Here is a 19,128-nt window from a genome sequence, read left to right as displayed (position 1 = left end):
TCTGTTGGAGCAGGCGTGCCTGCGATGGCCTCGGCGCGGTGCCCGTGAGTGCGCGGCGCCTGTATCGCGGGCAAGACCCGCTCCCACAGCTAGCGCGGCGTCTGTTGCAGGCTTGCCTGGGATGCCCGCATCGTTAGCCTAAAAACAAACCCCCGCTAAAAAGCGGGGGTTTGTCAGCAGCCGGGTTCTGTTACCCCGGCATCAGAGCGTCGACTGCCCGCTCAATGCCAGATCCACCAGTTCACGGTTGGCCACGGCATACATCGCGTAGTCCGTCCCCGTCGCCGCACGCAACTCCTCAAGCATGACGCGCCAGCGCTGCACCATCACCGCATGCTGCCCCATCCACAATGCCACCCGGGCGTCCATGTCCTGCGGGGCATCGACCATCTGCAATACCGAGATGGTAATTGCTCGCTGCTGCAGGTCGATGTCGTCACGGAACGCTTCGCGTGCCAGGGCCTGCCAGTTGTTTTCCACCGGCAGGTTGCTGATTTCCTGCAGGTACCAGGTCAGGTCCAGGGCGCTGCCCACAGCGAAGAAGGCCTTGGCCACTTCGGCCGGGTCTTGCCCGGTCACGTCGGACGCTTCGATGATCGGCAACAGTGTGTACAGGTGCGTCGTACCGGCAACCATTCGCGCCAGCAACTCCGGCACACCGGCTTCGACGAAGCCCTGGTAGCGGGCCTGCCAGCGTTCACGGGTCGGACCTTCCAGCAGCTCGTCCAGTTTCAGGCCCAGCGCAGCGATTTTCGGCCCGAAGTGCGCCGCGTCGCGCCCGGCATCCTGTTCGTTACGACGGCTACGCAGGAACCAGCGAGTAGCGCGACGCCCAAGACGCATCAGCTCGTCCATCAGGGTCAACTGCACCTCGGCCGAAACCTGATAGTCCAGTGCCTCGATCTGACGGAACCAGTGCGGCAGATGGAAGATGTCGCGCACGATGACATAGGCGCCGGCAACGTTCGCCGGGCTCACGCCCGTGGACTCCTTGAGCCGCTGGACGAAGGTGATGCCCATGTTGTTGACCAGGTCGTTGGCGATCTGGGTACTGACGATCTCGCGTTTCAGGCGATGGCGACGCATGGCCTCGGCGAACTTGTTGACCAACGACGGCGGGAACGCCGTCTCCATGTCACGGGTCAGGTAGTCGTCGTCCGGTACCAGCGACTTGAGCAGCGCTTCCTTGAGGTCGATCTTGCTGTAGGAGATCAGTACCGACAATTCAGCGCGGGTCAGGCCCTGGTTTGCCGCCAGACGCTCAGCCAGTTGCTCTTCGCTCGGCAGGAACTCGATGGCGCGATCCAGCTTGCCACGGCTTTCCAGGTCAGCCATCAGGCGCTTGTACTCGGCAATGCGCTCCTTGGCACGGCGTGCAGCCAGCGACAACGCTTGGGTCTGCTTGTAGTTGTTGCCCAGCACCAGCGCGGAGACTTCCTCGGTCATGCTGCCCAGCAGCTGGTTGCGCTGCTTCTCGGTCATGTCGCCAGCCTGCACCACTTCGTTGAGCAGGATCTTGATATTGACCTCGTGGTCAGAGCAGTCCACGCCACCGGCGTTATCGATGAAGTCGGTGTTGGTTGCACCGCCGTTCAGGCCGAACTCGACACGGCCAAGCTGGGTCATGCCGAGGTTGCCGCCCTCACCCACCACTTTGCAGCGCAACTCGTTACCGTCGACGCGCAGGGCGTCGTTGGCCTTGTCGCCCACATCGGCGTGGCTCTCTTCACTCGATTTGACGTAAGTGCCAATACCGCCGTTCCACAGCAAGTCAACCGGCGCCTTGAGCAACGCATTGAGCAGCTCGGTCGGGGTCAGCTTGTCGGCTTCGATGGCAAAGCGCGCTTTCATTTGCGGGGTAATCGCGATGCTTTTGGCGCTGCGCGGGAAGATCCCGCCACCTTCGGACATGATGCTGGTGTCGTAGTCGCTCCAGGCTGAACGCGGCAAGTCGAACAACCGCTTGCGTTCGGCGAAGCTGTTGGCTGGCTCCGGGTTCGGATCGATGAAAATGTGCAGGTGGTTGAATGCCGCGACCAGTTGCAGCTTGTCGGACATCAGCAAGCCGTTACCGAAGACGTCACCGGCCATGTCACCAATGCCGATCACACTGATCGGGTCTTCCTGAACGTTGATACCGCGCTCGCGGAAATGCCGCTGCACACCAACCCAGGCGCCGCGGGCCGTGATGCCCATCTTCTTGTGGTCGTAACCGGCCGAGCCGCCCGAGGCGAAGGCATCGCCGAGCCAGAAGCCGTAGTCGATGGCAATGCCGTTGGCGATGTCGGAGAAGGTCGCGGTGCCCTTGTCGGCCGCGACCACCAGGTACGGGTCATCGTCGTCGTGGCGCACCACATTGGCCGGCGGCACCAGAGCGCCGTCCTTGAGGTTGTCGGTAATGTCCAACAGGCCAGAGATGAAGATGCGGTAGCAGGCGATACCTTCAGCCTGAATATCATCACGGCTGCCGCCCAGCGGCAGGCGACGCGGGAGGAAACCACCCTTGGCACCGACCGGGACAATCACCGAGTTCTTCACCTGTTGCGCCTTCACCAGGCCCAGCACTTCAGTACGGAAGTCTTCCTCACGGTCGGACCAGCGCAGGCCGCCGCGCGCTACGTTGCCGAAACGCAGGTGCACACCCTCGACCCGTGGCGAATAGACGAATATCTCGAACTTCGGCACTGGTTTTGGCAGTTCCGGGATCAGCTTCGGATTGAACTTGAAGCTGAAGTAGGACTTGTTATGGCCATTGGCATCGGGCTGGTAGAAGTTGGTCCGCAGGGTGGCCTTGATCAGGTCCAGGTAGCGTCGCAGGATGCGGTCTTCGTTGAGCACCTGAACGTCGTCCAGGGCACTGAGGATCGCCTGCTCCAACCGTTGCTGCTTGTCGTCCAGGTCTTCAACGTTGAGTTTGCGCGCCAGGTAGAAGCGGGTCTTGAACAGTCGCACCAGCTCGCGGGCAATATCCGTGTGGTTGTTCAAGGTGCTGGCGATGTAGCCCAGATCGAAGCCCAGGCGAATTTGCTTGAGGTAGCGGGCATAGGCTCGCAGCAGCGCAACATCGCGCCATGGCAGGCCGGCAGTCAGTACCAGGCGGTTGAACGCATCGTTCTCCGCATCGCCATTGACGATGTGGACAAAGGCATCCTGCAAGGTGTCGTTCAGTTGCTGGATGTCCAGGTTCAGGCCTTCGCTGTAGGTGAAGGCGAAGTCATGGATCCAGAACTCACGACCATTGGCATGACGCAGGCGATACGGGAACTCGCCCAGTACGCGCAGGCCAAGGTTTTCCAGGATCGGCAGCACGTCAGACAGCGCCAACGGCGTATCGGCGTGGTACAGCTTGCAAAACAGTTGATGCTTACCGGTCTGGGTCAGCGGCTGATAAAAACTCATTACCAGCGGCTTGTGCTCGGACAGCGCCAGCAGGTGCTGCATGTCGACCACCGCCGAATGGGCGGCAAAGCGCTCGCGGTAACCGGCCGGGAAGCCTTTCGGGAAGTCCGCCAGGACATTGGTACCCTGAGCTTCACCAAAGCTTTCTACGGTCAGGCTGACGTAGTCGTCCTGCCACGAACGGCAGGCCTGAATGACTTCGTTTTCCAGCTGCTGCGGATCGATTTCGATGCGGTTCTTCGGGTCAACCCGCAAAATCAGCTGCACACGTGCCAGCACAGACTCGGAGAAGAAGGTCCAGAACTCGCAATCGGTGGCTTTCAGGCGATCCATCAGAACCTGCTGGATCTTCTGCCGCACTTCGGTGGAGTAGATGTCACGCGGCACATAGGCCAGGCAGTAGCAGAAGCGACCGTAAGGATCCTTGCGCAGGAAGACGCGGATCTTGTTGCGCTCCTGGATCTGCACAATCGACATGACGGTGCTGAACAACTCGTCGACCGGCGTCTGGAACAGGTCGTCGCGGGGCAGTACTTCCAGCACCTGCGCCAGCTCCTTGCCCAGGTGTGCCTTGGGGTCGAAGAGCGAACGACGCTCGATTTCGGCGACCTTGCCACGAATATAAGGAATTGCCCGCACGCTCTCCCCGTACACCGTCGAGGTGTAGAGGCCCATGAAACGGCATTCCTTGATTACCTTGCCGTCAGCGTCCAACTGGCGAATCGACACGTAATCCGGGTAGGCCGGACGGTGCACCCGGCTCGGATGAGCCGCCTTGGCAAAGGACAGCAGCAACGGTTCCTTGAGGTAGTTGACCGCATAGTCTTCAATGCGCAATTCATCGACGGTCAGGCCAGTGCGCAGCAAGCGGGCCAAGCCCAGGAAGGACTGCTCGTCGTACTGCAGATGAGCGCCTTGGGCATCATTACCAACCACGAACTCCTCGTAGCCAAGGAAGGTGAAGTGGTTGCCCAACAGCCACTCGAGGAAACCCTTGACCTCGGCCTTTTCAGCCTCGGCCGGGGCATAGGCGGTCTGCTCGACCAGCGCGAGCATTTCTCGCACCTTGGCTTTCATCGGCTCGAAATCGGCGACGGCAACCCGCACTTCAGCCAGCACCTGCTCCAACTCGCGGGTCAGCAGGTTCAGCTCGGCAGCGTTGGCGCAGCGATCAATCTCCAGGTACATCAGCGATTCTTGCAGAACGCCCTCTGCCTGGGTGCCCTTGGGCAGAATGTCCAGCAGTTCGCCCTTGGCGCCGCGGCGGACACTCAATACGGTGGTCTGCAGCGTGTGGATGCTGTAGCCGCGCCGGTTAAGCTCGGTGCGTACCGAGTCGACCAGAAACGGCAGATCATGGTGCAGCACTTCGACAGCGGTATGCGTCGACTGCCAGCCATGACGTTCGTAGTCGGGGTTGTAGACACGAACCTGCGGCTGGGCGTGATCGAACCGCTCCAGCATGCGCCAGGCTGAAAGGGTGCAGCCCGCCAGGTCGGAAAGGCGACGCTGGGTCAGTTCGTCCAGAGAGATGATGCCGAAGAATTGCTCGGCGAACAGCGCCACTTGTGGCAGTGCCTGTTCGCTGATGTGCTGCGCCAGGGCCGCTTGCAGTTGATGCTGGAAGTCGGCTTTGCTGGCTGCGGTGAAGAACGCCATCTGTGGTACTCCGCTTGGGCTTTATTATTGAGAGAAGCGTCGTGCGTGTGCGCCTGATACGGGTCAACGATAGCCAACCCTGAGCAGGAAGACGGTAAAACCATTGGTCACATTCACCAACTCCACGGATGAGCATCTGCAAAAACGACTGCCGCTCCAGAGCAAGGCTGTGTCTTTACGGGTGACCATCGACAACGCAGCTTAACGAGGCCCGGGAGGCGCCTGCTTGCGCCGCTGCGACATATTCGGTCATTGACGTGCAGGCTGACGTTTATCCGCCAGCTGAACACTGGCAGAATCATGCCTCACCTTATTGATCGAGCCTTTCATGCAACTGACCACCGCCCAATTGATGGCCACCCCGTGCGACGACGAAGAAGACAACATGGCGACGCTGTGTTGCATCAGTGACAAGGGCGAAATGTTCCTGATGACCCGTTACCCGGATGAAGACGAGGTGGAAATCACCCTCGACGACGAGCCTTCGACCCTCGACGGCCTGAAGATCACCCTCGGCCCGCAACGCCTGTTGATCGAGGTTGCGCCTGGCGACGCGGATGCACTGGGCGGTGACGATCACCTGGAAATCACTCACAGCACGCCGGACAGCGACCTGGCTGAAGTCGAAGAAACCCTGCAGAACATCCTCAAGGGCACCGGCACCTACGTCAGCGAACTGTAAGGAGGTTAGTCGCCGGGCCCCTGGATAGATTAAAGTATCAACCCCTGCCGACGGCTTTTTCAGACTGCACCTCGGCTCTTTATCCAGGAACCCTCGACGATGGAACATCGTGAAGCGCTGATCGCGCTGCGCACCTTTCTTTCAACCCAGATTCTTGGCCAGGAAAAACTGGTCGAGCGCTTGCTGATCGTGCTCCTTGCCGATGGCCATATGCTGGTGGAAGGCGCGCCGGGCCTGGCCAAGACCAAGGCGATCAAGGAACTCGCCGAGGGCATCGAAGCCGAGTTCCACCGGATCCAGTTCACCCCGGACCTGCTGCCGGCCGACATTACCGGCACCGAGATCTACCGTCCGGAAACCGGCAGTTTTGTCTTCCAGCAAGGCCCCATCTTTCACAACCTGGTGTTGGCCGATGAAATCAACCGGGCACCGGCCAAGGTACAGTCGGCCTTGCTTGAAGCCATGGCCGAGCGTCAGGTCAGCGTCGGGCGCAGCACCTATGAGCTCTCACCCCTGTTCCTGGTGATGGCCACCCAGAACCCGATCGAACAGGAAGGCACTTACCCGCTGCCTGAAGCACAGCTCGACCGATTCCTGATGCACGTGAAAATCGGTTTCCCGGATGCCGCCGTCGAGCGACGCATTCTTCAACAGGCTCGTGGCGAAGCCCTCAACGGCGAAACCAAGCCGGAACGTCGCGTCAGTCAGCAGGCCATTTTTGCCGCACGCAAGGAAATCCTCGGCCTGTACATGGCCGATGCGGTGGAGGAATACCTGGTACAACTGGTCATGGCCACCCGCACTCCAGCCAAATTCGACACCGAGATGGCCGACTGGGTCGCCTATGGCGCCAGCCCTCGTGGCTCCATCGCCCTGGACCGTTGCGCACGGGCTCACGCCTGGTTGGCGGGCCGAGACTTTGTCAGCCCCGAAGACATTCAGGCGGTACTGTTCGACGTACTGCGCCACCGCATCATTCTCTCCTTTGAAGCCGAAGCCGCCGGTATTGACCAGGACCGGGTGATCCAGCGCATCCTCGACGTCGTTGCCGTGGCCTGATCCCATGCCCTCTCAACTGCTGGCGGCCCCAGGGATTCGCATCGGTCTTTCAGAACTGATCGAAATGCGGCATCGCGTGCGCGAGGTGCAGCTGTTTGCCGCCCCCGGCCAACGCAGCCCGCTGATCGGCTTGCACCATTCGAAGCTGCGCGGACGTGGCGTGGACTTCGATCAGGTGCGGGTCTATCAAGCCGGAGACGATGTGCGCAATATCGATTGGCGAGTGACGGCACGCACCCAGGAGCCGCACACCAAACTGTTCCACGAAGAGCGCGAGCGCCCCATCTACATCCTGGTGGAGCAGAGCCAGCGGCTGTTCTTCGGCTCCGGCCTGATGTTCAAGTCGGTACTTGCCGCCCAGGCTGCGGCACTGATTGGCTGGGCGGCGCTGGGCCACAATGATCGTATCGGTGGCCTGGTGTTCGGCGACAACGCCTATTACGAGATCAAGCCGCGGCGCAGCAAGCAAAGCCTGCTGCAGTTGCTCAACCGACTGGCCCGCGCCAACCAGGCGTTGCACACCGAAGCGCAACCGCAAGGCGATACCCTGGGCATGGCCTTGCGCCGCGCGCGGGAGGTTCTGCGCCCCGGCAGCCTGGCCATCGTCATCTGTGACGAGCGGGCGCTGAGCACCAGTGTCGAACAACAACTGAGCCTGCTCTCACGCCATTGCGACCTGCTGCTGTTGCCGCTTTCCGATCCACTGGATCATGCCCTGCCGGCAGCCGGTTTGTTGCGCTTCGCCCAACGGGGGGCGCAACTGGAGCTGGACACCCTCGACGCCAACCTGCGCCAGAGCTACCGCAGCCAGGGCGAGGCGCGCATCGAGCGCTGGGAGCTGCTGGCACAGAAGCTGAGGGTGGTACTCATGCCCTTGAGCACCCAGAGTGAAATGATCGAGCAACTGCGCGAGTACCTCAATCCGCAACGTCCAGGGCAAAAACGATGAACGGCCTGGAACAGTTGCAGCCCTTGATCGCGCCGGAGCCGATTGGTCTGTGGCCACCCGCACCTGGCTGGTGGGCCTTGCTCCTGCTCCTGCCGCTGCTCGGCTGGGGCGCCTGGCACCTGCGTCACTGGCGGCCGGGGAAAAAACCCATCGTGCGTGCCGAGCTGCCGCTTGACCCCATACGCCTTGAGGCCCTGGCCGAATTGGCGCGTCTGACCAAACCCTACGACGGCGCGCCTGCCGGTGCCTGGTTGCAGCAGATCAATGCGCTGCTCAAACGGCTCTGCCGCAATCATTACCCAGGCAGCCATAGCCACACCCTCAATGGTCGGCAATGGCTGGCATTTCTCGACAATCGCTGCCCGGCTGCGGGCCTGACGCGTTGGATGGTGCTGGTCGAAGGTGCCTACAAACCCGAGTGCAAGCTCGATGACAAAGCAATCGCCGGGCTGACCCAGGCGGTTGAGATCTGGATCCGCAAACATGTTTGAGCTGGCATGGCCGTGGGTCTTCGCCCTTTTTCCGCTACCCTGGCTGGCGCGCTGGCTGCTGCCCGCCGCCGACAGCGGCGAACCGGTGCTCAAGGTTGCCTTCCTCGATGAACTGGAAGGACTGGCCGGACGCCGCGCCCGGCTGAACCTGCCCACGTGGCGGCAACAGACGCCGTTTATCGTCGTCTGGCTGTTGCTGTTACTGGCCGCCGCGCGGCCCCAATGGCTCGGTGAGCCTGTGCCCGTGGCTGCCAGCGGCCGTGATCTTATGGTCGCCGTGGATGTTTCCGGCTCGATGGACTTTCCCGACATGCGCTGGCAGGACGACGACGTCAGCCGCCTGACCCTGGTAAAGCAGCTATTGGGCGATTTTCTCCAGGCCCGTCAGGGTGACCGAATCGGCCTGATCCTGTTCGGCAGCCAGGCCTACCTTCAGGCCCCCCTGACGTTCGACCGGCGCACCGTGCATACCTTCCTCAATGAAGCGCAGATTGGCATCGCCGGCAAGAACACCGCCATCGGTGATGCCATCGGCCTTGCCGTCAAGCGCTTGCGGCTGCGCCCGGCACAAAGCCGGGTGCTGATTCTGGTCACCGACGGCGCCAACAATGGCGGGCAGATCCATCCGCTGACCGCAGCACGCCTGGCGGCTCAGGAGAGCGTGAAAATCTACACCATCGGCATCGGCGCAGACCCCGAACAGAGCGGTACTGCTGGCCTGCTTGGCATCAACCCAAGCCTGGACCTGGATGAAGCCTCGCTCAAGGAGATTGCCGAGTTGACCCATGGCGCCTATTTCCGCGCGCGCGACGGCAAGGAATTGACGGCTATCGGCGAAACACTCGACCGCCTGGAACCCGTCGCCCAACAACCGACGCAGGCCCGCACCGCCGAGGCGTTGTACAGCTGGCCACTGGCACTGGCGCTGTTGCTGAGCGTGTTGCTGGTGGTGCGTGAGCGCTGGCACGACAATCCACTGCAACGCCTGCTCAGCAACCGACGCTTCCTGCAACCGCACCCTGAATGGCGCGAACGCCTCAAGCGTCTGCGCCTGCGGAGGCGTCGATGATCGAATTCTGGCCACAATGGCTACGCCCTGCCTGGCTGCTGGTACTACCGCTGCTAGGCTGGTTGCTGTGGAAGCTCTGGCATCGCCAAAAGCGTGCCGGTCGCTGGCAGATGATCTTGCCTCCGGCATTCCACGCTGTACTGTTGGGTGGTGGCAGCGGTCGCGACAGCAAGTTGCCGTGGGTGGCATTGGGGGTGGCGTGGCTCGTGACGGTCATCGCCTTGCTTGGACCAAGCTGGCAGCGCCTGGAGGAAACCCGACAGCGCCCAGCCGATCCTCTGGTGGTATTGCTGGAGCTGACACCGCAAATGCTTGCGACTGACAGCCCACCCAATCGCCTGGAGCAGGCACGACGAAAACTGCTCGACCTGCTCGAGCATCGCCGCGACAGCCAGACCGCGATCATCGTCTATGCCGGCAGCGCACATACACTGGTGCCGCTGTCCGACGACCTGGACACCAGCCGCAACCTGCTTGAAGCCCTGGACCCCTCGATCATGCCGCAAACCGGGCAGCGCGCTGACCTGGCCGTACGCAAAGGCCTGGCCCTGCTGTCACAAGCTGGCCTTGGCCAAGGCCGTTTGCTGCTGATTGGCTCCTCGTTGAGCACCGAGGAACGGCAAGGCATCGTCCAGGCGCTGGGCCGCAAGGGACCAAAGCTGCTGATGCTGGGTATTGGCAGCGCAGAAGGCGCACCGGTAAAACAGAGTAATGGGGAATTCCTCAAGGATGCCGAGGGCACGATTCTCATGCCCCGCCTGGACAGCGCAAGCCTGAGGGAGTTTGTCATGGAAACCGGCGGCAAGTACCGCCATGCCCGAATCGACGACCTGGACCTGCGCGGCCTCGGCCTGTTCGCCCCGCCCCGGGCATTGCATGACGATGGCCAGACGGTGCAGTTGGACAGTTGGGCCGATCAGGGCTACTGGCTGCTGCTGCCGCTCTTGTTGCTGGCGGCCTGTGCGGGCCGGCGCGGCTGGCTGTTCTGCCTGCCGTTGCTGTGGGTGCTGCCACAACCCAGCCATGCCTTTGAACTTGATGACCTGTGGCTACGCCCGGACCAACAAGGCCAGCGCCTGCTTGAACAACAACGCCCCGCCGAGGCAGCACAACGCTTCCAGAACCCGCAATGGAAAGCCCTGGCACTGTACGAGGCCGGTGACTATGCCGGCGCGGTGCGCCTGTTCGCTGAAGGCAACACGGCGGCTGCCCACTACAATCGCGGTAACGCCCTCGCACGCAGCGGAGAGTTGGAGGCTGCCGTGGATGCTTATGAACAGGCGCTGGAGCGCCAACCGGAACTTCAGCCGGCCATTACGAACAAAGCACTGGTCGAGCAGCTGCTGCGCCAGCAAAAAGCTGCCGAACAGGAACAGGCGGCGGCCACTGAAACGGAAACCGAACAGAACGCGCCCGGCACAACGACTGACAGCAACACGGATAGCCGCAGTACCGCCGCGGCTGACAGCGAGCAAGACACTCAAAGCGCGCAGGAACAGCAAGGCCAGAACCCGTCGTCGGGAGCAGAACAAACGCCGCAAGGGAACAGCGGCGACCAGGATGATGAAACCACTCATCCGCCGCAACGGCCAAGCGACGCAAGCCTTGGCGCCGAACAGCGCCAGGCCCTTGAGCAGTGGTTGCGGCAGATCCCGGACAACCCTGCCGAACTGCTGCGCCGAAAATTTTGGTATGAACAGCAACAACACCAGGAAACTCATTGATGAGACGCGCCTGCGCCCTCGTTTTCAGCCTTGCCCTCAGCCTGCAGGTACAGGCCGCCGCGTTGCTTGCCAGCGTAGACCGCACACGCCTGAACGCCGGTGAAACGCTCGAATTGACCCTTCAAACGCAGGACATCACCCAGTTTGGCAAGCCAGACCTGGAGCCCCTGCAGGCCAATTTTGAGGTTCGCGACACTCGCCAGGTGAACAACCTGACCACCCTCAATGGCGAAACCCAAGCCAGTACACGCTGGATCATCACCCTGCTTCCGCGCCAAAGTGGCAGCCTGCAAATACCCGCGCTGCAGCTGGGCGAGGTCAGCAGCCAGCCGATTGAGCTTCAGGTGCTGCAAGCACAGGATAACGTGGTCGAGAACCTGGCTCCGGTGTTCATCGAAGCCAGCCTCGACCAGGACAGCATTTATGTGCAGGCCCAAGCCGTTCTGACCCTGAGGATCTACCACTCGGTAGCCCTGTACGATGACAGTAGCCTGAGCCGGCTCCAGCTGGAGGGCGCGAAGGTAGAACCACTGGGCGAATCACGGACCTACGAGAAGGAAATCAACGGTGTACGCCATGGCGTGATCGAAATGCGCTATGCGATCTACCCACAGCAAAGCGGCAACGTGACCATTCCGTCCCTGACCTTCAGTGCCACCACCGTAGAACCGGCGACAGATCAAGACAGCGCCCCGCGCAGTGGCAAACAGACCCACGTGAGCTCTGCACCGATTACCTTGTTGGCCAACCCCATACCAGCCACTTACCCCGCCAACACGCCTTGGCTACCGGCGCGCAACCTGACCCTGGAAGAACACTGGAGCCCGGACCCGACGCAAGCCTCAACCCAGATTGGCGACTCCCTGACCCGTACAGTGACCATCAAGGCCGAAGGCCTGTCCAGCACACAGATACCACCGCTGGCGAACACTGAGGTCATAGGCCTGCGCCACTACCCTGACCAACCGCAACTGCGTAACGAGATCAACGACCGCGGCCTGCTCGGTAGTCGCGAAGAGCGCGAGGCGCTGGTGCCAACGCACGCGGGCACACTGGAGCTGCCCAACCAGGAGGTCATTTGGTGGAACACCCGAGAAGACCATCTGGAACGAAGCAGTCTGCCCGCGCGAACCTTGCAGATTCAGGACAACCCGGCACTCAGCGCTGAAACGCCGAGCACGTCGATCCCCCTTGAAAACGGCCCGCTCTGGCCCTGGCAACTCAGCACACTGATACTGGCCCTGACCACCTTGAGTGGCTTTGCCCTCTGGTGGCGGGCCCGCTCACAACCGGCCGTGCTGCGTGCGGCTCAAAGCGGCCCGAGCCCGCGCACCCTGCTCGACGACCTCAAACGCGCCTGCCAGGCCAACGACCCGCAGGCCACCCGGCAGGCCCTCGACGCCTGGGCGCGCCAGCAACCCGAAACCCTTGCCGAAATGGCGGCTCGCTTCGTTCCATTGTCCGATGCCCTGGATGGTCTGAACGGCGCGCTTTACAGCGAAACCGGACAATACTGGCAAGGCGAAGAGCTGTGGCGGGCCATTGGCACTATCCCAACCGCTGAACAGACTCAACCGACACCCGGCGAAAGTAGTAGCCTGCCACCCCTCTATCCCAAGTAATCAGCCGCTCTAGCCTGCGCACCTTCAGGCTTCCTTAAGAAAACTCGTCGACACTTGCTCCCAACGATATACAGGAGCAAGCACGATGCCTGAGCCCACCGACACCATTTGGCCCTTCGCTTTACCGCTTCGGCTGGCACCTGAGAACAGCGCGATGTTGAGCCTGGCGCACGCATTGCCCAACAGCGATGAGCGCCCACTGTTCGAGGACTTCATCCGCCAGCGTTTTCACTTGGTACATGGCGCCGACATACGTCACTTCATGCCTGAGCTGTTTGGCCTGAAAGACCAGAACAATGCCTTGTGTGCCGTCGCAGGCCTTCGCCGCGCCAGCACCTCACGGTTGTTTCTGGAACAGTATCTGGATGCGCCAATCGAGCACTACATCCCGTCAGAGAACGAGCAACCGACGCAGCGCGACTGCATTGTCGAAGTCGGCAATCTGGCCGCCAGCGATACCGGCAGCGCCCGCCTGAGCATCATCACCATGACCTGGCTGCTAGGTGCTGCAGGCTTTCAGTGGGTCTCGTTTACCGGCAGTACCGGCCTGGTCAACAGTTTCCATCGCCTCGGTTTGAAACCTACCACCCTGTGCGCAGCAGATCCTCAGCGCCTGGGCGATGAGCGCCACACGTGGGGCCAGTATTACGACAGCCGCCCGAGTGTCCACATCGGCAACATCTGCAGTGGTTTCCAACACTTGGCCAAGGCCGGGCTGTTCAAACGACTTGGCCTGCCGCCCGTCGACCGGGAGACCTGCAATGTCGCCTGAACTGAGCCTGTTTGAAAATCAACTGCAACGCCATGCACAGGAGCGCCCTTTTGCTCTGGCCCTATGGGGTGACGAACTGCGCCTGGACTATGAAGCGCTGTGGTCAGAGGTCAATTATCGCCGCCGGTTACTCAGCGAGCAGCCTGAAGGCTGTGTAGTGCTCGCGCTGGACAACAGCCCCGAGGCGATGCTGTGGGACCTGGCCGTGCTCTTTGAAGAGCGCCCATGCCTTACCCTGCCACCCTTTTTCAGCCCTGCGCAACGCCTGCACTGCCTGGAGCAATGCCAGGCACCGCTGGTCGTCGCTGAGACCAGCATGGCAAGCGAACTCGAAGCGGCAGGCTACCGCTTCCAGGGCACCCTGTGGAGCAAGGCCGCGGTCTCAGCCGTAGTACTGCCAGAGGGAACCGCGAAGATCACCTTCACATCGGGCACAACCGGCGCCCCAAAAGGCGTGTGCCTCAGTGCCGACAGTTTCCTGCGGGTGGCCCGAGAGCTGGCGGCGGCCAGTGAGCCTGTAAAGCCTGATCATCACCTGGCACTGCTGCCCTTGGCGATCCTGCTGGAAAACCTCGGTTGCTATGCCGCCCTCTTTGCAGGTGCGGTGCTAAGCCTGCCTAGCCAGGCCCGCCTGGGTATTCGTGGCGCCAGCGGCGTCGATACCCCCACCTTCCTGCGCTGCCTGGCAGAACGCCGCCCACACAGCCTGATTCTGGTCCCCCAATTGCTGCAACTGCTGGTCGGCGCCACGCAAGCGCAGGCATTCGATCCTTCCTGCCTGCGCTTTGCCGCGGTAGGCGGTGCGCGGGTATCCCCAGGCCTGCTTCAAGGTGCACACCAACTCGGCATACCGGCCTATGAAGGCTACGGCTTGTCCGAGTGCGCCTCGGTGGTGTGCTTGAACGTACCTGGCGCTATCAGGCCGGGAAGCGTTGGGCGGCCATTGCCCCATGTAGAGGTCAAGCTGGCTGATGACGGCGAAGTACTGATTCAAGGCTCGACCATGCTCGGCTACCTGGGCAACCCGGCCCAACCGGCAACGTGGCTGGCCAGTGGCGACATCGGTGAGTTCGATGACGAAGGCTTTCTGTACATCAAGGGCCGCAAGAAGCATCAGTTCGTCACCAGCTACGGCCGTAACGTCAATCCCGAGTGGGTGGAAGCAGAACTCACCCAAGGCGGGGTCATTGCCCAGGCATTCGTGCATGGCGAAGCCCTGCCCTACAACGCAGCCCTGCTCTGGCCTCATGACCCGAGCTGCAGCGACCAGGCCCTTGCCGATGCCGTAGCCAAGGCCAATACAGCCCTGCCCGACTACGCACGCGTTCATCACTGGCTGCGTTTGCCTCAACCCTTTACCCCTGCCAATGGCTTGCTGACCGCCAATGGCCGACCACGCCGCGATGCCATCCTTGAGCAATACCACGCGGCACTGGACTCCTTTAATCGTTCTGAGGAACTGTCGTCATGAGTTTTTTTGAAACCCTGCAAGCTGCAACCGCCCAGGAACGCAGCGCGCTGTTTGAAGTGCCGGTCATCCGCAAGGCACTGGCCGGTGAGGTCACACTGGAGAGCTATCGGGCCTTCCTGATTCAGGCCTACTACCATGTTCGCCATACCGTACCGCTGATGATGGCCTGCGGTGCACGCCTGCCCGAGCGACTGGAGTGGTTGCGCCACGCAGTATGCGAATACATCGAAGACGAGTACGGCCATGAGCAGTGGGTACTGAACGATATCGTAGCCTGCGGCGGCGACCGTGAAGCGGTGCGCACCGGCCAACCCGATCAACCCATCGAGCTGATGGTTGCGTTTCTCTATGACCTGATCGCACGTGGCAACCCGGTGGGCCTGTTCGGGATGGTCAACGTGCTTGAAGGCACCAGCATCGCCCTGGCAACCCATGCCGCCGAACGCATTCGCGACCGCCTGGCACTGCCTGAGGAGGCCTTCAGCTACCTGAACTCCCATGGCGCGCTGGATATCGGGCACATGCAGACCTACCGCAAGCTGATGGATCGTCTCGACGACCCAGCTGATCAGGCCGCCGTCATTCATGCCTCGAAAGTGGTCTACCGGTTGTACGCGGACATGTTCCGGGCACTGCCGCAAAACACCCAGGCGCCAACCCTGCTGGAGAGCAATCATGCGGCTCAATGAAGCCCGAGTCGTGCTCACCGGTGCCAGTGGTGGCATTGGTCTGGCAATCACCAATGCGCTGCTCGCCAGCGGCGCTCAGGTACTGGCGGTGTCTCGCCATGAAGACGCCTTGCGCCCAAGCATGACGCGTTACCCCAGCCAGCTGCGCTGGGTGTCGGCAGACCTGACCAGCGCCACAGACCGGCATAAAGTGCAGAATGCCGCCCAGGCCATGGGCGGCATCAACCTGCTGATCAACGCCGCCGGGGTAAACCAGTTCGCCATGCTTGAGCAACTGGAAGACAGCGACATCAGCCACATGCTGGACCTGAACATCATCGCCCCGATTTCGCTGACACGCTTGCTTTTGCCACTTCTCAGAGAGGCCCCAGCAGCAATGGTGGTCAATGTCGGTTCAACCTATGGTTCGATCGGCTACCCCGGGTACTCCCCCTACTGCGCCAGCAAATTCGCCTTGCGCGGCTTTTCCGAAGCACTGCGTCGAGAGCTGGCCGATACCCGGGTGAACGTACTTTATGTGGCCCCTCGAGCGACCCAGACACGCATGAACAGCGCGGCTGCACAGGCGCTCAATGACGCCCTGAAAGCCAATACCGACGACCCGGAAATGGTCGCCAACGCCGTGATCCACGCCATTGCCGGTGACCGCCGCGACCTTTACCTGGGCTGGCCTGAGCGTTTTTTTGTAAGCCTCAATAACCTGCTGCCAAGCCTGGTAGACCGCGCCCTGCGCAAGCAGCTGCCGTTGATCAGACGCTTCAGCCATATTGGCTCCACGGAGAAAAACAAACCATGAAAAAACTGCTGATCGCCCTGCTGGCCACCGTATCAAGCACCTCACTGTGGGCCATGGACGCCACCGACCAACAACGCCTGAGCGATATTCAACAGCAATGGGCAAAAATCCAGTACGAAACACCCGAGGGTAAATGCGCCGATGCCTTCGAGCAGTTGGCCGCCAAGGCCAATGCCTTCTCCAAGGAGCGCCCAACCGCAGCCGAGGCCTGGATCTGGTCTGGCATCGTCACCAGCAGTTGGGCAGGCGCCCAAGGCGGGCTCGGTGCCTTGGGCAAGGTCAAAGAGGCGCGCAGCGACCTGGAAAAAGCCTTGTCGATCGACCCGACGGCGCTGCAGGGTTCCGCCTACGCCAGCCTCGCTGCACTGTATGATCGAGTGCCTGGCTGGCCAGTCGGCTTCGGTGATAGTGACAAGGCCGATACGCTGCTCAAACAAGCACTGCAGATTAACCCCAACGGTATAGACAACCTGTACTTCTGGGGCGACCATCTCTACCGCCAGAAGCACTACGCTGAAGCCAAGGCTGCCTTGCTCAAGGCACAACAGGCTCCTGCTCGTCCGGGTCGAGAAAGCGCCGATAAAGGGCGACACAAGGACATACAGGCGCTGCTGGTTGAAATAGACAAAAAACTCAACTGACCAAGGAGCCGGCATGCGACTGCTGCTGATTGAGGACGATGTTTCGCTGGGTGAAGGTATCTACCAGGCACTGAGCCGCGACGGCTATACCACCGACTGGATCAAAGACGGTAGCAGCGCGTTGCACTCGTTACTGAGTGAAACCTTCGACCTGGCCATCCTCGATCTTGGCCTGCCGCGCATGGACGGGCTGGAGGTGTTGCGGCGTCTGCGCAGCAGCGGCTCGAACCTGCCCGTGCTGATCCTGACCGCGCGTGATGCCACCGAAGACCGCATTGCCGGCCTTGATGCCGGTGCCGACGACTACCTGGTCAAACCTTTCGACCTGGCCGAACTCAAGGCGCGCCTGCGCGCCTTGATGCGACGCAGTGCCGGGCGGGCCCAACTGCGCATCGAACATGCTGGAATCAGCCTGGACCCTGTCAGCCATCAGGTCACCTATCTGGGGCAGCTAGTTTCATTGACCCCCAAAGAGTACCAACTGCTGTACGAGCTGCTGTCCCCCCCCGGCCGGGTCATGACCCGCGAACGGCTGACCCAGTTGCTCTACGGCTGGAACGACGAAGCAGAAAGCAACACGCTTGAGGTGCATATCCACCACTTGCGCAAGAAGCTCTCCAGTGACTTGATCCGGACCATTCGCGGTGTTGGCTACCTGGTGCAAGAAGCACGATGAAATCCATCCGGCGGCGAACCCTGACCCTGATCATTGGCCTGTTGATCGGCGGCCTGATGACCCTGTCTGTGCTCAACCTGCATGACAGCAACCACGAAATTGCCGAAGTCTATGACGCCCAGCTGGCACAAAATGCCCGCTTGCTGCAGGGCATCATGCGCATGCCAATGCACAGCAGCGATCACAGCGAACTGTACCGTGCGTTCAACGAGGCGCTGGGTCAGGCATCCCCTAAGGTCGATGGGCACCCTTACGAAAGCAAAATGGCCTTTCAGGTCTGGAACCTCGATGGCCAGTTACTGGTGCATACCGCCAGTGCACCTAGCTTCACTGCACCGCCGAGCGATGCCGGCTTCAATGATGTGGTCGACCTGAAGAACCAGCAATGGCGTACCTTCGTGCTGGTCGACACCGAGCATTCCCTGCGCATCTGGGTTGGCGAGCGCGACGATGTGCGTAACGACCTGGTCAACCGCATCGTCCGCCACACCCTTGGGCCCAACCTGATTGGCAGCCTGCTGTTAGCGACGATGATCTGGTTTGCCATTGGCTGGGGGCTCAAACCACTGGCCAATATGGCCACGACACTGCGCGCCCGCCACCCCGGGTCGCTGGAGCCCATACAACTGTCACCATTGCCCAATGAGCTGGAGCCGATGCAAGCCGCACTCAATCGGCTGCTGGGACAGATTCAGGAAGTCCTTGGCCGGGAGCGACGTTTCATCGCCGATGCGGCCCACGAGTTGCGTACCCCGCTGGCAGTGCTAAGGGTACACGCGCAGAATCTGCAGGAAGCGCGCAACGACGCGGAACGCCAACAGTCCCTGCACAACCTGATTGCCGGTGTGGACCGAACCTCGCGCCTGGTCAATCAACTCTTGACCATGGCACGCCTGGAGCCACGGCTTGGCAGCGCACCACTACAGCCCATCGACCTGACTGCCAGTGTGCGTGACTCATTGGCACAACTGACCCCCTGGCTGCTCGACAGGGGCCTTGAGGTGAGCCTGGAAGCGCCTGAGGCACCCCTGCGGATACTGGGCGATAGCGCAACCCTCGATATTGCCTTGAACAACCTGGTCACCAATGCCGCGAATTTCTCACCCAAAGGCGGGCTGATCACCGTGCGCCTGGAGGAGACCGCCAGCGAAGTGCTGCTGAGCGTCGAAGACCAAGGCCCTGGCATCGACCCTGAACACCGTGATCGCCTGTTCGAGCGCTTCTTCAGCCGTGGCAACGACCAAGGCGCCGGCCTCGGCCTGGCCATTGTACAAACCATCGCCAAGCGCCTCGGCGCAAAAGTCAGCCTGGACAACCTGCCGCAGGGTGGCCTGTGTGCAAGCGTGCACTTCCCCCAGGCGCATGCCTGAAGTTCGCATGCCGCCGGTTGTCTCGGCCCTGCTGATCCCGGAAACTGGCAACCCCTGGG

General features: G+C 61.5%; 15 protein-coding genes. 14 read left to right on the top strand and 1 reads right to left on the bottom strand.

Annotation, left to right across the window (positions count from 1 at the left end; translation table 11 throughout):
- Window positions 1-201: 201 nt before the first annotated feature.
- Window positions 202-5,058, bottom strand: a complete 4,857-nt coding sequence (locus tag EKA13_RS06595; RefSeq protein ID WP_065758601.1) for an NAD-glutamate dehydrogenase — start codon at window positions 5,056-5,058, stop codon at window positions 202-204.
- A gap of 328 nt (window positions 5,059-5,386) precedes the next feature.
- On the opposite strand from EKA13_RS06595, the gene EKA13_RS06590 reads away from it, so the two are divergent.
- From EKA13_RS06590 to EKA13_RS06525, 14 genes are all read left to right on the top strand, one after another.
- Window positions 5,387-5,740, top strand: a complete 354-nt coding sequence (locus tag EKA13_RS06590) for a hypothetical protein (protein ID WP_065758600.1) — start codon at window positions 5,387-5,389, stop codon at window positions 5,738-5,740.
- Window positions 5,741-5,839: 99 nt separating this feature from the next.
- Window positions 5,840-6,799, top strand: a complete 960-nt coding sequence (locus tag EKA13_RS06585) for an AAA family ATPase (RefSeq protein WP_065758599.1) — start codon at window positions 5,840-5,842, stop codon at window positions 6,797-6,799.
- Between the two features lie 4 nt (window positions 6,800-6,803).
- Window positions 6,804-7,748 carry a DUF58 domain-containing protein gene (locus tag EKA13_RS06580; RefSeq protein ID WP_065758598.1) on the top strand — a complete coding sequence of 315 codons (945 nt, stop codon included), beginning with the start codon at window positions 6,804-6,806 and terminating at the stop codon, window positions 7,746-7,748.
- Window positions 7,745-8,239, top strand: coding sequence for a DUF4381 domain-containing protein (locus EKA13_RS06575; protein WP_065758597.1), 495 nt, complete (start codon window positions 7,745-7,747; stop codon window positions 8,237-8,239). The genes EKA13_RS06580 and EKA13_RS06575 overlap by 4 nt, the downstream gene beginning before the upstream one ends.
- The gene (locus tag EKA13_RS06570) at window positions 8,232-9,308 is read left to right on the top strand and encodes a vWA domain-containing protein (RefSeq protein ID WP_065758596.1); all 1,077 of its coding nucleotides are present in this window, start codon (window positions 8,232-8,234) and stop codon (window positions 9,306-9,308) included. The genes EKA13_RS06575 and EKA13_RS06570 overlap by 8 nt, the downstream gene beginning before the upstream one ends.
- On the top strand, window positions 9,305-11,032 hold the full coding sequence (locus EKA13_RS06565; RefSeq protein ID WP_065758595.1) for a vWA domain-containing protein: 1,728 nt from the start codon (window positions 9,305-9,307) through the stop codon (window positions 11,030-11,032). The genes EKA13_RS06570 and EKA13_RS06565 overlap by 4 nt, the downstream gene beginning before the upstream one ends.
- A complete protein-coding gene (locus EKA13_RS06560) occupies window positions 11,032-12,654 on the top strand; it encodes a BatD family protein (RefSeq protein ID WP_065758594.1) in 1,623 nt (540 codons plus the stop codon). The genes EKA13_RS06565 and EKA13_RS06560 overlap by 1 nt, the downstream gene beginning before the upstream one ends.
- Before the next feature lie 85 nt (window positions 12,655-12,739).
- On the top strand, window positions 12,740-13,426 hold the full coding sequence (locus tag EKA13_RS06555; protein WP_065758593.1) for a thermostable hemolysin: 687 nt from the start codon (window positions 12,740-12,742) through the stop codon (window positions 13,424-13,426).
- Window positions 13,416-14,897, top strand: a complete 1,482-nt coding sequence (locus tag EKA13_RS06550) for an AMP-binding protein (RefSeq protein WP_065758592.1) — start codon at window positions 13,416-13,418, stop codon at window positions 14,895-14,897. Before EKA13_RS06555 ends, EKA13_RS06550 begins: the two co-directional genes overlap by 11 nt.
- Window positions 14,894-15,586 (top strand): iron-containing redox enzyme family protein, encoded by a 693-nt coding sequence (locus tag EKA13_RS06545; protein WP_065758591.1) that lies wholly within the window; start codon window positions 14,894-14,896, stop codon window positions 15,584-15,586. The genes EKA13_RS06550 and EKA13_RS06545 overlap by 4 nt, the downstream gene beginning before the upstream one ends.
- Window positions 15,573-16,382 carry an SDR family oxidoreductase gene (locus tag EKA13_RS06540; protein WP_065758590.1) on the top strand — a complete coding sequence of 270 codons (810 nt, stop codon included), beginning with the start codon at window positions 15,573-15,575 and terminating at the stop codon, window positions 16,380-16,382. Before EKA13_RS06545 ends, EKA13_RS06540 begins: the two co-directional genes overlap by 14 nt.
- Window positions 16,379-17,023 carry a hypothetical protein gene (locus tag EKA13_RS06535; protein WP_065758589.1) on the top strand — a complete coding sequence of 215 codons (645 nt, stop codon included), beginning with the start codon at window positions 16,379-16,381 and terminating at the stop codon, window positions 17,021-17,023. The genes EKA13_RS06540 and EKA13_RS06535 overlap by 4 nt, the downstream gene beginning before the upstream one ends.
- A 13-nt stretch (window positions 17,024-17,036) precedes the next feature.
- Window positions 17,037-17,699 (top strand): response regulator, encoded by a 663-nt coding sequence (locus EKA13_RS06530; RefSeq protein WP_065758588.1) that lies wholly within the window; start codon window positions 17,037-17,039, stop codon window positions 17,697-17,699.
- On the top strand, window positions 17,696-19,069 hold the full coding sequence (locus EKA13_RS06525; protein ID WP_065758587.1) for an ATP-binding protein: 1,374 nt from the start codon (window positions 17,696-17,698) through the stop codon (window positions 19,067-19,069). Before EKA13_RS06530 ends, EKA13_RS06525 begins: the two co-directional genes overlap by 4 nt.
- Window positions 19,070-19,128: the final 59 nt, after the last annotated feature.

It is taken from the genome of Pseudomonas defluvii, from assembly GCF_001695625.1.
Classification (GTDB): Bacteria; Pseudomonadota; Gammaproteobacteria; order Pseudomonadales; family Pseudomonadaceae; genus Aquipseudomonas; species Aquipseudomonas defluvii.
Note: the sequence above shows the minus strand (reverse complement) of the source record. Positions and strands in the feature narration are given on the sequence as shown.